The sequence below is a fragment of the Paenibacillus kyungheensis genome (assembly GCF_028606985.1).
In the GTDB taxonomy this organism is placed as follows: Bacteria; Bacillota; Bacilli; order Paenibacillales; family Paenibacillaceae; genus Saccharibacillus; species Saccharibacillus kyungheensis.
Window position 1 is genome coordinate 1,655,972 of record NZ_CP117416.1, and the last position, 14,042, is coordinate 1,670,013.

Below are 14,042 nucleotides of genomic sequence, written 5' to 3' on the forward strand. Positions count from 1 at the left end.
AAATGAATGAACAACCGAAGTTACGCAAGCCTCAAGCGATGATGTTTGATATGGATGGTACTCTTTTTCAGACCGAGACCGTACTGATTCCTGCCTATCACAAAACGTTTGAAATGTTAAAGCAAGAAGGTCTGTATGACGGGGAAACACCACCGGAAGAGATCATTTTGAGCTGTCTTGGCATGTTGCTTGAAGATATCTGGGCACGTGTAATTCCAGGTGCAGGTGCTCCTACAGTCGCAAGAGCAAATGAACTGTTATTGCAACTACAACTAGATGAAATGGCAGCAGGAATCTCTGCGATGTATCCACAGGTTAACGAAACATTGCAATATCTGCATGATCAAGGTGTACGTCTATTTGTAGCAAGTAATGGTCTGGAAGGGTACGTCAAAGGAGCGGCTGAAGTTCATCAATTGTCTCCTTTAATGGAGGGTGTGTATAGTGCAGGAGAATACAATACCGCTTCCAAAGTCGATCTAGTCCAATTACTGTTAACCAACCATCATATAACCGAAGCATGGATGGTGGGAGACCGCTCTTCAGACGTAGAAGCAGGGAAAAAGAACGGTCAGGTCGTGATTGGCTGTAATTATGCAGACTTTGGAGATACGTCCGAGTTGGAAGGTTCAGACGTGATTATTACTTCTTTTGATCAATTGATTACATTGTATGATCAAGCAGAATAATAACTAGGATTCACTAAGCTTGATTCGTCTAATTTTACTTCTGCTAACAAATCAGTTACTCTAGTAAAAGTTCAAATCGCCAATGATTGGGTACAATATAAAAATGATATCAAAGAAAGCAGGGATACAATAATGAATATTTATGACAAAGCTAACGAACTATCGAAATCGATCCGCGAAAGTAAAGAAGTAGAAGACATTACAGCAGCAATGAAGCTGATTGAAAATGATCCAGAAAGCAAACGTATGTTAGATGATTTCCGTACGCGTCAAATGGAAGTTCAACAACGTATGATGTCTGGAGATATGCCGAATCCAGAAGAAATGGAACAAATGGAAAAAGTATTTGAAGTGTTAAACTTGAACTTGAATATTCGTCGCTTGTTCGATGCAGAGCAACGTCTAAGTGTAATTATTGAAGATATCAACAAAATTATTACAGAAAGTTTGAGCGATCTATACGGTGGCGAGAACGCGTAATTCGTTAATATCTGTTTTAATACATGGCGGTTATCAAATTATAACAGGTTGATAATTATTACAAATTTAAAGTATATATGATTTGAGAGAGATAACTTACTTTCAAAAGAATATATCAAAATAGCGCCATCACAAGCGCCTCTAGCCAGATATCTATGGTTGGAGGCGCTTGTTTTTGTGCTATAATCAAATAGGAGTGATACAGATCAAGAACGGTGGTGTTACAGTTGGAAGAACAGGATGAGACGATTACAAAGCATGAGCAGTTATTACAACATATTGAAAAGCTACAAGTCGGTAGCAAAATTTCAGTTCGCAAACTAGCCAAACATATGGGAGTGAGCGAAGGAACGGCTTATCGAGCAGTTAAAGAAGCTGAAAATATGGGTATTGTAGTGACGCGTGAACGTATAGGTACGATTCGTGTAGAAAAGAAACCGCGTGGTATCTCTGAACAGCTTACTTTTGCGGATGTGGCTGAGATTGTCGGAGGTCAAGTATTTGGCGGAAGTGGCGGTCTTAATAAAACACTTGTTAAATATGCGATCGGTGCGATGAAAGTAGAAGCGATGATGCGTTATGTGGAAGCAGGAAGCTTATTGATTGTCGGTAACCGTGAAGATGCTCATTCGCTTGCACTGGAACATGGCGCAGCCGTTTTGATTACCGGAGGATTCGGCACAAGTGCAGAAGTGAAAGCATTAGCAGATGAATGTGATTTGCCTATTATCTTATCCCGTCATGATACATTTACAGTAGCTTCGATGATCAACCGCGCCATCTTTGATCGGATGATCAAAAAGAAAATTATGCTGGTTGAAGATATTATTGCAGGCAAGCCAAAGCCAGAAGTACTTAAAGCGTCTAGCACAGCTCAAGATTTTCGTGAAATGACAGAGAAAACAGGGTATGTTCGATTAGCTGTGGTAGACGAATGGAACCGGGTGATCGGTATTGTAGGACGAAAAGAGATCGAAGAATTAACACCAGAACAACCGATCGAAAAAGTACTGATTCGCCGCCCGATTACAGCTACGTTACAGACTTCGCTTGCTTCAGCAGCACAGACGATGATGTGGGAAGGGGTCGACTTTTTACCGATTGTAGATCGTAATCGGAAATTGATCAGCACCGTAACCCGTCACGAAGTATTGCAAGCGATGAGAGATGCACAGCAACAGCCCAATGCAGGTACAGGGGAGACATTTGATCATTTGATTTGGAATGGATTTGCTGAAGAAAAAGATGAAGACGGTGGAATCGTATTTCATGGATTTATCACCCCGCAGATGGCGACCGATTTGGGTACCATTTCAGAAGGTGTGTTGACTACAGTCATGATTCAAGCCGCTACACGTACAGCCAAATTATTAAGCGGATGCGATTATGTACTGGACAATATGAGCACTTATTTTCTACGTCCGATCCAGATTGAAGATGCAGTAGTCATTCGCCCGATCATCTTAGAATCCAGTCGCCGTACATGCAAGCTAGAAATTCAAATGTCCTACGACGAACTCCCTGTAGCCAAATGCATCCTAACCCTACAATCCATTGACCACTAGCGCTTGGCATCATAAGCGCGACATATAAAATAAAAAAGTGATTTTTGCAAAGCAAAATATCTTACATCAAGCGCTTGGCAATATAAGCGCCGGGCACCACAATCCCCATCCTTATTCAATAAAAAGAAGCACTACAGATCAACTCACCTGTAGCGCTTCTTTTTTACATAATTTCTAATTCATTCATCAATCCTACTTCTACTACATCAACCAATCATCAGACTTGGAATTTCTCAACCATGCCTTTTAACTCTTGAGCAACATCAGACAATACAGCAGACGAAGCTGCGATTTCTTCCATTGTTGCTAATTGTTGTTCAGTAGCAGCAGATACCGATTCAATCTCACCTACTGAAGTATTAGTGATCTCAGACATTTGATGAACCGAACGGATTACTTGCTCTGTACCTTTAGAAAGAGTAGACGAAGCATCAGATACACTTTGAATATTGAAAGTCACTTCTTGTACGTACTGGCGAATCAGACCGAATGATTGTTCCGCTGTGTGTACAGCCGAAATACTTTGCAAGACTTCTTGAGAACCGGCTTCTGTGCGATCTACAACAGTATGAATCTCAGATTGAATACTGTCGATCAAAGCGCTGATTTGATTAGCAGAAGAAGAAGCTTCATCAGCTAAATTACGAATTTCTTTAGCTACTACACTAAATCCTTTACCGTGTTCGCCGGCGCGAGCCGCTTCAATACCTGCATTAAGGGACAATAGATTGGTTTGTTTAGCGATCTGGGCAATTACATTCACAATCTGTCCAATCGTCTCTGAATGATTATTTAGACTATGAACCGAACCGGACAGTTCTCCGAAAATAAATTTCAATTTACTGATTTCACTATCTGCTGCTTTGAGCGCTGTATCGCCTTCATTTACTTTTTCAGAAGCCATAACCGCTTTGGAAGCTACTTCATGAGCGCTACTAGCAATTCCTTGAATCCCTGTAGCCATTTGATTGACTGTCGACGAGGTATGATTTACATATTCCGATTGACGATCTGAACCTTCTGCCATCTCTTGAATAGATAATGCGATATGCTGAGAAGCGTTAGAAGTCTCACCAGCACTTGCTGTTAATTGTTCGGAAGAAGAAGCAAGATGAAGGGACGTATCTTTCAAATGCGATACCATTTCACGCAAGCTGTTCGTCATAGTAGCTAGTGCTGTAGATAATGCACCGATCTCATGTTTGGATTTGATATCCCATGTAGACGTTAGATCGCCCTTCGCTACCGCTTCGGTAACTTTTACAAGTTGCATAATAGGCTTGGTGAGGCGAGTAGAGAAGATGTAACCAGCGATAATTGCAAGAATAAGAGAAATCACCAGAATAATAATACTGTTGCGGAATAGTATATTTGAATCTGCCATAATCAAATTATATGGTTTTTCGCTAAATATGCTCCATCCAGTTAAAGGATCTTTGGCATAAGAGACTAATACGCGGTCTGATTTTTCACCATAAGTTAGTGTGCCTGGAGTGCCTTGAGAAGCATTTTGGAAAGAAGGGGTGTCTTTAATATCTTTATCTAATGAATTCGGATCAGGGTGAGCAAGAATTGTTCCTGTGCGGTCTGCGATATAAGCTGTCTGACCGTTTGTAGAAAATTCTTTGGCATAGGTGCTCATGCTATCTAAAGGCAATGTGACTTGAACCATACCACTGAGTGTGTTGTTTGTATCAAATACAGGGTAAACAACAGTAACAATCTTTTTACCTGTAGATTTGCTAACCAAAATATCAGAAACAACTTGTTTTTGGGTAGCTATCAACTGTTTGAAATAATCACGATCACTGGTATTGCTTAAATCGCCATCAGAACTTTTAGCAATTTGTTCACCATCTGTAGCGGTAAAAATAATCGATTGAATTTCAGGGTGTAATTTACCGACAGATACTAATAAATTTTTAACTTTTGCTAATTGAGTAGGTGTATACTCTTTGATCTCTGGATTTTCCGATAATTGTTGCAACATCTCAAATTCAGAATTGATTAAAGCTGTTGTTTTTTGAAGCACAAGATTAACATTCTGTTCGTTCATACTGTAAGCATCTTTTTCTATTTTATTGCTTGTTGTGATCAAACTGAATGTCCCGTAGACCAGTAACGGAATAAGTGCGATCAATGACATAATCATAATCAGTTGTTTTTTCATTATTATTTCCCCCGATGAATGAAATCAATTAAAGTTGACATTGATACGTTTATCGGCAGTTTTTCAGATAAGTTTAGAAATTTTGTCACCATATGTCGAAATAGGAGTAATATTCCTATGAGATAAAGAAGAAGTGCAAGATTTATTGACGAGTATGATAAAATAAGAAGTAATGAATAGATATCAAAATAGGCTTCAAAAATGAATAATTTTAACGAAAGTAGGGAAGCGTATGACCCCATTTGTTCACCTGCATGTGCATAGCGAATACAGTCTACTGGACGGGGCTGCGCGCATAAAGGATCTTGTCAGCCAAGCCGCAGAATCAGGCATGACAGCACTAGCTCTCACCGATCATGGTGTAATGTACGGAGCTATTCCATTTTATAAAGCATGTAAGCAACATGGCATTAAACCGATTATCGGTTGCGAAGTGTATTATACGGCTGGATCACGCAAAGAAAAGGCAGCACGCAAAGATCAACCGATTCACCATTTATTATTGTTAGCCAAAAATGAAATCGGTTATCGCAATCTGATGAAACTGAGTTCGATTGGACATTTAGAGGGATTCCACTATAAGCCTCGTGTCGATGCTGAAGTGTTACAACAGTATCACGAAGGTATTATTTGTCTGAGTGCTTGTCTTGGAGGAGAGATTCCGCAACATTTATTACATGAACAACCGGAAGAAGCTAGAAAAGCCGCTCTTCGTTATCAAGCGATTTTCGGTGAAGATTTCTATATAGAATTGCAAGACCATCATATTCCAGAACAGAAAAAAGTCATGCCGTTATTAATCGATCTTGCCAGAGAACTTCATATTCCACTGGTAGCTACGAATGATGTGCATTATTTAACGGAAGAAGATGCCAAAACGCAGGATGTCTTAATCTGTATTGGTACAGGTAAAACGATGGATGATGAAGGTCGTTTTCGAATTCCAACTAATCAGTTGTATCTAAAAGACAGTCAGCAGATGGAATCCTTATTCCGTCATGTTCCTGAAGCGATTACCAATACAACAGTGATCGCCGATCGTTGTGAATTGGAACTGACTTTTGGCGAGTCGTTATTACCTTCGTATTATCCGATTCCTGATGAGCTATCACCGGAACGTTATCTGGAACAATTATGTCGTACAGGCTTAGAGCAACGTTATCAAGATACGGTGTACTGGAATGATCCTCAAGAACGTCAGACGATTGAAGAACGATTAAGTTATGAATTGAAAGTGATAGGCAGTATGGGATTTGCAGATTATTTCCTGATTGTATGGGATTTTATGAAATATGCCCATTCTCAAGGTATCGTCACAGGCCCGGGACGGGGATCTTCAGCAGGTAGTCTGGTTGCGTATGTACTGGAAATTACCAATGTCGATCCGATCAAATATAAGCTGTTATTCGAGCGTTTTCTCAATCCAGAGCGGATCACTATGCCTGATATTGATATCGATTTTAGTGATCTACGTCGTGATGAAGTCATCGAATATGTTGTTTCCAAATATGGAAGAGATCATGTTGCTCAGATTATCACATTTGGTACATTAGCTGCGCGTGCAGCCGTACGAGATGTAGGACGAGCACTGAATGTTCCTTATGCCGATACAGACAAAGCTGCCAAGTTAATTCCGGCGCAAGTAGGCATGACGATCAGCAAAGCATTAGATCAAGTACCTGAATTACGTGATCGGTATGAAAAGTCTGCACCTGTTCGTGAAATGATTGATACCGCGCTCAAAGTAGAAGGTATGCCACGTCATGCTTCTACTCATGCCGCAGGCGTTGTGATTTCAAGCGGAGTGTTAACCGATATTGTTCCGATTCAAGAAGGTAGCGAGATTGCTGTATTGACTCAATATCCGATGGAAAGCTTGGAATCAATAGGTATGCTCAAAATGGACTTTTTGGGTCTACGTACGTTATCGATTATGGAACGCTGTATGACATGGATCGAAGAACAAGAAGGTCATCCGGTTGATTTTGCGCAGATTGAAGATAATGATCCTCAGACCTATGAAATGCTCAGTCAAGGTGATGCAATGGGCGTATTCCAGATGGAATCACCGGGTGTAAGACGGGTGCTACGCGATCTCAAACCGACCGCTTTTGAAGATATTGTCTCGGTCGTTGCCTTGTATCGTCCGGGTCCAATGGACTTTATTCCTAAATATATCGAATCCAAGCATGGTCGCACGATTCCAGAATATCCGCATCCTGATTTGGAGCCTATTCTAAGCGATACGTATGGCATTATCGTGTATCAGGAACAGATTATGCAGATTGCTTCTCAGATGGCTGGTTTTACACTGGCTGAAGCCGATTTGTTACGTCGCGCAGTCTCCAAGAAAAAGCGTGAGATTCTAGATGAAGAACGGGTGCATTTTGTTAAAGGAAGTATAGAACAGTCTTATACCGAAGAAGAAGCCAATGTAGTATACGATATGATCGTACGATTTGCAGATTATGGATTCCCAAGAGCACATGCGGCGGCATATGGTGTGCTTGCGTTTCAGACCGCTTATCTCAAAGCACATTACCCTGTGCAATTTATCGCTTCGATGTTAACAGCAGTCATGGGAACGCATCGCAAAGTTGCCGAGTATGTACTGGAATGTCGTCGTATCGGGATTGATGTATTACCACCTGACGTGAATACGAGTGGAGTTACATTTACACCGGTAACCGCAGCGATGCAACAGGAGTTAGAACAGCAATTGTTAGCCAAAGCATCGGAGTCAGATGGCGAACAGCTACAAGTGACTGAACCATCTGAACCGTCCAAATCTTCTACGCCTTCTATTACAGGTAATATTCGCTTCGGTCTCGGTGCTGTCAAAAATGTCGGTACACAAGCGATCAATAGCATTATCAAAGAACGTCAAGATCGTCCTTACGACAGCCTGATCGACTTTTGCCGTCGTGTCGATCCCAAAGCTTGTAATAAACGGGTCATCGAGTCTTTGATTCAAGCAGGAGCTTTTGATAGTCTTCCCGGACATCGTGCACAGTTGCTTACAATGCTCGATGATACGATCAAAGAAGCGGCCAAATGGCGCAAAGAACGTGAAGAATTGCAGATTGAAATGTTTGCCGATCTAGGATTTGTAGAGACTCATAACTGGGAAGTTTCTTATCCTGATGTAGCGCCTTATACAACGGGCGAACAGCTTGAATTTGAACGTGAATTGTTAGGGCTGTATCTATCCGGTCATCCATTAGATGATTATGAACAGGTAATTGAAGATACAGGATTATCTCGATTAATGAATCTACATGAAGGTGAAGATGAGAGCATAGTAGCGGTAGCTGGCATGGTCGTATCGCTCAAAATGATTACGACCAAGCAAGGTAAATCGATGGCTTTTATGGAACTAGAAGATCAGATTGAACGGTGTGAAGTGGTTCTTTTCCCGGAAGTATGGCGCAAAAGCAGTACACTTGTAGATAAAGGATTACTGCTCAGCGTACGTGGTAAATTGCAAAAAGAAGAGGACGGATTCAAATTGTTAGCAGAAGAAGTAGCTACTCTTAACGAAGGATCTGCCCGCGAGTTAGCGACTAGAGCTCGTCAACGGATGCATATCGCCAAAAATAAAGCTTCCAGTCAGACCAAGCAAGCTAACAAATCAACATCCAGTTCGGCTTCTAAGCCTTATGCCAAAAGTACAACGTCTGCCCCAAAGGTAGCCGCTGATCATCAGGAGACAGCATCTGCTTCATCCGGTGGTGGTGTAGCAAGTGTGGTAAACGATGCTCCTCATACCGACCGGAATCCTGAACCGGTATCGAAACAACGTGTATTTATCAAAATTACTAAAGAGTCTCAACAAGCAGATAAACTAGCCGCACTAAAACAACTGCTGGCAAGTCATGCTGGGCCTGTAGGTACATTACTATTTTACGAGGAAACGCAAAAGTTATTCGATCTCAGTGAAACCTATAGTATTAAGCCTTCACCAGAGCTTTTCCAGGAAATGGAGCAGATGTTAGGCGAAGGAACCGTTAAAGTTAAATAAGTCTAAAATGCTAGCGCACATTGATTGTCAACCCGTCAATGTGCCAATTTATCTTCACTTATCTTTGTTGCGGTAAAAAAGTGTGGTATGTTATCATTATCCCATTATGTGGGCTTAAAGCACTGCAATTATTTTGTGAACATTTTAAGTCCAATTAGCTCGGTATAAGTGAATAATATATGATATGAATTCCATGAATAGCGGAATGCGTATACGGCTGGAGAGGTGTAGTTGTGTTTAGAGATTTATTTCAAAAGAAAAAAAAATATGCAACCATTCCATCCCAACGTTGGGGGAATGACACAGAGTCTACTGAAGAACAGCAGGAACGTCCTAAGCGTGAAATTCCAGAAGGCTTAATGAACAAGTGTAGCAAATGCGGCACAATTCATTATAGTAAAGAGCTGGAGAAAAACCTGAAAGTCTGCCCTAACTGTGGTTACCATATGCGTCTTAATGCGATTGACCGTATTATGATGACTGTGGATGATGGACAGTTTACAGAAATGGATGCTCGTATGGAGTCCAAAGATCCTTTGAAATTTCCTGGATATGCAAGCAAGCTAGAGCAACAGAAAATGAACTCTGGTCTGCGTGATGCGGTGATTACAGGAGAAGGTCTAATCGATGGTCAACCGGCAGTACTTGCTGTAATGAGCTTTGACTTTTTTAGTGGCAGTATGGGTTCGGTTGTTGGCGAAAAAATCACTCGTGCGATTGAACATGCAGATGCGCGTAAGATTCCGATGATTATTTTCTCGACTTCTGGTGGAGCACGGATGCAGGAAAGTATTTTGAGTCTGATGCAAATGGCCAAAACAAGTGCAGCGTTAGCTCGTTTTCAAGAAAATGGAGGACTGTATGTCTCTGTAATTACTGATCCTACGATGGGCGGCGTATCTGCCAGTTTTGCAATGCTTGGAGATGTTAATATTGCTGAACCTGGAGCGTTGTTTGGATTTGCTGGACGTATCGTTATTGAACAGACGATTCGCCAAAAATTACCAGATAATTTCCAAACAGCAGAATTCAATATGGAACATGGTCAGCTAGATATGGTCATTCACCGCAAAGAGATGAAGTCTACTTTATCTCAATTATTAGATTTTCACAGTGGAAAAGGGGGATTTTAAGTGGCAGGAGAAATGCCTTTTGAAATGCCTCTCGTTGAAATGCGCAAAAAAATTGACGAGTTAAAGCAATTCGGACAAGAAAAAGGAATAGATTTCAACGATGAGATTACACGTTTGGAAGAACGTTATCGTCAGATGGAAAGTGAAATATACACTCAGATTTCACCGGCACAGAAAATGCATCTGGCAAGACATCAACAGCGTCCTACATCACTCGATTTAATTTCGATTGTTTTTAGTGATTTTATGGAGTTGCATGGTGATCGTATGTATGGCGATGATCTAGCGATTGTTGGTGGTATTGCCAAATTGGATGGTCATCCGGTAACGATTATTGGTCATCAACGTGGAAAAGATACCAAAGATAATATCGCTCGCTTTTTTGGGAGCCCACATCCTGAAGGATTCCGTAAATCGATGCGTCTTATGAAGCAAGCGGAGAAATTTGGACGTCCGATTATTACATTTATTGATACCAAGGGTGCTTATCCGGGTAATACAGCAGAGGAACGCGGACAGTCTGAAGCGATTGCTCGTAACCTATGGGAAATGGCAAAATTGCGTGTTCCTGTAGTCTGTGTAGTGATCGGAGAAGGCGGTAGTGGCGGTGCTTTGGCACTTGGTGTAGGTAACCGTGTACTTATGTTAGAAAATGCGATTTACTCAGCGATTTCGCCAAACGGTGCAGCTTCTATCCTCTGGAAAGACGCATCCAAAGCCGATCAAGCAGCGGAAGCGATGAAGATTACAGCGGAAGATCTGCTACGGATGGAAGTGATCGAAGATATAGTTCCTGAACCTCGTGGCGGAGCGCACAAAGATTATGAAGAAACAGGTGAAGCGATCAAAAAACATCTGCTTGTTCATTTGCGTGAACTTTCTCAAATGAGTGCAGAAGCGTTGATTGAAGATCGCTATCAGAAATTCCGCAAAATCGGCGAATTTACAGAGCAAGCGATGGGAACATTGCCAGCGAGTAGATCGGAAGTCAATATAGAAGATCAGCCTCAAGAAGAATTGCAATCTGATGTGGAGCCTATTCTTGGGAATGAAGAAGAGAAAGTAGCTACTAAATCTTCGCGTTCCAAACGTCATTCGTAAGATAGCTTTTCCACAATTTCTGAGGAATTTTGACAATCTTCTATACAAAGTAGGCAAACTGTAGTAGATTTAATTGTTGGGGCTTGTTGAATGGTTTCGGCAAGTCATGTTGGGAAAACAAAATAAAGAGAGACCTTTAAAAACGGAGGAAAATCAATTATGCGTAAAACTAAAATTGTATGTACGATCGGACCGGCAAGTGAATCTTTAGAAAACACAAAGAAATTAATTATGGCAGGTATGAACGTAGCTCGCCTAAACTTTTCTCATGGTGATTTTGAAGAGCATGGCAACCGCGTTAAAAACATTAAACAAGCTAGCAAAGAACTAGGTAAAACAGTAGCCATCCTGCTGGATACCAAAGGTCCTGAAATCCGTACGGGTAAATTTAAAGAAGAGCCAGTTGAATTGGTTCAAGATGAATATGTAACTTTGACTACAGAAGACATTTTGGGTGACCAACACCGTATGCACGTTACTTACAAAGACCTTCCAAGTGACGTTGAAGTCGGTTCAACAATTTTGATCGATGATGGTTTGATCGGTTTGACAGTTGTTGAAATTCAAGGTACTGAAATTAAATGCCGTATCGTTAACGGTGGACAAATCAAAAGTCGTAGAGGCGTTAACGTACCAGGAGTAAACATTTCACTTCCAGGTATTACAGAAAAAGATGCTAACGATATTATCTTCGGTATCGAGCAGGGTGTAGACTTTATCGCAGCTTCATTTGTACGTAAAGCAAGCGATGTTCTTGAAATCCGTCAATTGTTAGAGAGCAAAGGTGGTAGCCATATCCACATCATCTCTAAAATTGAAAACCAACAAGGTGTCGACAACTTGGATGAAATCCTTGCGGTATCTGACGGTTTGATGGTTGCTCGTGGTGACTTGGGCGTAGAAATTCCTGCGGAAGAAGTACCATTGGTACAAAAACGCATGATCGAAAAATGTAATCGCGTAGGGAAACCAGTTATTACAGCTACACAAATGTTGGATTCGATGCAACGTAACCCGCGTCCTACTCGCGCTGAAGCAAGTGACGTAGCGAACGCTATCTTTGACGGTACAGATGCTATCATGCTTTCTGGTGAAACAGCTGCTGGTAAATACCCAGTTGAATCTGTATTGACAATGTCTCGTATTGCTGAAAAAGCAGAGTCTGCTTTGAACTATCACGAATTGTTCTTAAAACAAACGCATGCTCAACAAACAACAGTAACAGAAGCAATCAGCCAATCTGTAACGAACTCTGCTATGGACTTGAATGCAGCAGCGATCATTTCTTCTACAGAATCCGGTCATACTGCACGTACGGTTTCTAAATACCGTCCTCAATCTCCAATTATCGCAGTAACTACATTGGATCAAACAATGCGTCGTCTTTCTCTAGCATGGGGTGTATTGCCTGTTAAAGGTACACAAGCTCATTCTACAGATGAGTTGTTTGAAATTGCTTTGCAAGGTGGACATGATTCAGGTCTTCTAAAAGAAGGCGATTTGGTTGTTATTACTGCGGGTATTCCTTTGGGTCAATCCGGTTCTACGAACTTGATCAAAGTGGCTCAAATGCCTGCTAAATCATAATTTCACATTAATTGATAGCAAGATAGTATGACATCAGAGAAAGCAGTGGATCATTCCATTGCTTTTTTTGATGATTTTTATAGAGATATTCACATTTTGAAATGAAAGTAGAGGTACAGCATGATGGCAAAAGAACAATTACATTTACCTAGCGATTGGCATGGTATTGCTTTTCGCGTACGTTATCAAGAAAATGATCCTATGGGTGTGGTGTATCATACAAATTATTTGAACTGGTTTGAATTGGGACGTACAGAAATGATTCGGGATCTGGGATTCCGTTATAGGGATATGGAAGCCGCAGGATTATTGTTACCATTAATCGATGCGTCATTGTCATATGGACATCCAGCAAGATATGATGATCGTGTAGCAATCTATACCCGTATAACAGAGTTTTCTAAGCTACGGATTGATTATGAGTACAAAATTCATCTGTTAGATGAGCATGATACTTCTGTTGGAGATTCCTCATCTTCTGGAGAGCGCCCTATCTTCAAAGCAGACGAAGTGTTACCCGGCGAGCCTTTAACCAGCGGTTCTACAAGACATGTCTGGGTTAATAAAGACTTCAAGCCTGTGCGACTTGATAAACAAGTGCCAGCGTTGTATTATGCACTTGTAGAATCTTTACAGATGTAGTGGGTTTGGATTGAGAAAGGAGAGGTACGTTTGGGTAAAGGAATCGGCAAATGGATTATTGCATTTATTATTATCGTACCGCTCCTAGAATGGTATGTTTTTTTACAGATGATTGAATGGATAGGCGGTTGGAATACACTTATTCTTTTGCTGACCACTTCACTGGTAGGTATATTAATGATGAGATTTGAAGGACGTAAAGTGATCGAAGATACCAAAAAGCAAATGGATGCTGGCGAACCACCGGGACGGCGAATGTTAGACGGCCTATGTGTTTTTGTAGGTGGAGTGATGCTTGTTTTGCCTGGTTTTATTTTGGATATTATCGGGTTTACCCTTGTTTTTCCATTAACACGTCCTATTTATCGGAATCTGTTATTACGCTGGATAGAGAAGCGTATGAAAAAGGGCAGTATTACTATTCATCGTGGTGGTCAATAATAGCATAAGTAGTCATGATGTTGACTCTGTAAATAGTATGACCACTATCAATCATCATTCAGATATATAATCATGCTGATGATAGCGATCCATCATAACAAACAGGCAGTACTTTAGAAGTTAGATTCTAAAAGTACTGCCTGTTTTGGTATATCGTTATAAGATACCTATCTTGATTGGTATGAATGGTGTAGTTAGGCTATTTCTGTGATG

At 41.0% G+C, this 14,042-nt stretch carries 10 protein-coding genes; 9 read left to right on the top strand and 1 reads right to left on the bottom strand.

All coding sequences use genetic code 11. The annotated features are described in order from the left end of the window. Positions 1-2: 2 nt before the first annotated feature. The 3 genes from PQ456_RS07245 to PQ456_RS07255 all read left to right on the top strand — a co-directional run bounded on the left by PQ456_RS07245 (position 3) and on the right by PQ456_RS07255 (position 2,734). Complete coding sequence (locus tag PQ456_RS07245) at positions 3-689, top strand: HAD family hydrolase (RefSeq protein ID WP_273615520.1); 687 nt, start codon at positions 3-5, stop codon at positions 687-689. Positions 690-821: 132 nt separating this feature from the next. Then, on the top strand, positions 822-1,169 hold the full coding sequence (locus PQ456_RS07250) for a YlbF/YmcA family competence regulator (protein ID WP_204824841.1): 348 nt from the start codon (positions 822-824) through the stop codon (positions 1,167-1,169). A 227-nt stretch (positions 1,170-1,396) separates the two neighbouring features. After that, positions 1,397-2,734 carry a DRTGG domain-containing protein gene (locus PQ456_RS07255; protein WP_273615521.1) on the top strand — a complete coding sequence of 446 codons (1,338 nt, stop codon included), beginning with the start codon at positions 1,397-1,399 and terminating at the stop codon, positions 2,732-2,734. Positions 2,735-2,951: 217 nt separating this feature from the next. Here the strand turns inward: PQ456_RS07255 and PQ456_RS07260 are convergent, their stop codons facing one another. Next, positions 2,952-4,904 (bottom strand): methyl-accepting chemotaxis protein, encoded by a 1,953-nt coding sequence (locus tag PQ456_RS07260; RefSeq protein WP_273615522.1) that lies wholly within the window; start codon positions 4,902-4,904, stop codon positions 2,952-2,954. Positions 4,905-5,136: 232 nt separating this feature from the next. Between PQ456_RS07260 and PQ456_RS07265 the strand changes: the two genes are divergently transcribed. The 6 genes from PQ456_RS07265 (at position 5,137) to PQ456_RS07290 (ending at position 13,829) form a co-directional block, all read left to right on the top strand. Next, a complete protein-coding gene (locus tag PQ456_RS07265; protein WP_273615523.1) occupies positions 5,137-8,925 on the top strand; it encodes a DNA polymerase III subunit alpha in 3,789 nt (1,262 codons plus the stop codon). Positions 8,926-9,158: 233 nt separating this feature from the next. After that, entirely contained in the window at positions 9,159-10,058 is a 900-nt protein-coding gene (gene accD / locus PQ456_RS07270; RefSeq protein ID WP_273615524.1) for an acetyl-CoA carboxylase, carboxyltransferase subunit beta, read from the top strand. Next, a complete protein-coding gene (locus PQ456_RS07275) occupies positions 10,059-11,159 on the top strand; it encodes an acetyl-CoA carboxylase carboxyltransferase subunit alpha (RefSeq protein WP_273615525.1) in 1,101 nt (366 codons plus the stop codon). It begins immediately after the preceding gene. 159 nt (positions 11,160-11,318) lie between these two features. Then, the gene (pyk, locus tag PQ456_RS07280) at positions 11,319-12,746 is read left to right on the top strand and encodes a pyruvate kinase (RefSeq protein ID WP_204824835.1); all 1,428 of its coding nucleotides are present in this window, start codon (positions 11,319-11,321) and stop codon (positions 12,744-12,746) included. A gap of 123 nt (positions 12,747-12,869) precedes the next feature. Beyond that, complete coding sequence (locus tag PQ456_RS07285; RefSeq protein ID WP_273615526.1) at positions 12,870-13,388, top strand: acyl-CoA thioesterase; 519 nt, start codon at positions 12,870-12,872, stop codon at positions 13,386-13,388. 30 nt (positions 13,389-13,418) lie between these two features. Continuing rightward, positions 13,419-13,829 (top strand): FxsA family protein, encoded by a 411-nt coding sequence (locus tag PQ456_RS07290; RefSeq protein ID WP_373461944.1) that lies wholly within the window; start codon positions 13,419-13,421, stop codon positions 13,827-13,829. The last annotated feature ends 213 nt before the right edge of the window (positions 13,830-14,042 follow it).

Coding starts and splice junctions, on each gene's coding strand:
- PQ456_RS07245 (WP_273615520.1), top strand. CDS start 3: ATGAATGAACAACCGAAGTTACGCAAGCCTCAAGCGATGATGTTTGAT.
- PQ456_RS07250 (WP_204824841.1), top strand. CDS start 822: ATGAATATTTATGACAAAGCTAACGAACTATCGAAATCGATCCGCGAA.
- PQ456_RS07260 (WP_273615522.1), bottom strand. CDS start 4,904: ATGAAAAAACAACTGATTATGATTATGTCATTGATCGCACTTATTCCG.
- PQ456_RS07265 (WP_273615523.1), top strand. CDS start 5,137: ATGACCCCATTTGTTCACCTGCATGTGCATAGCGAATACAGTCTACTG.
- pyk (WP_204824835.1), top strand. CDS start 11,319: ATGCGTAAAACTAAAATTGTATGTACGATCGGACCGGCAAGTGAATCT.
- PQ456_RS07285 (WP_273615526.1), top strand. CDS start 12,870: ATGGCAAAAGAACAATTACATTTACCTAGCGATTGGCATGGTATTGCT.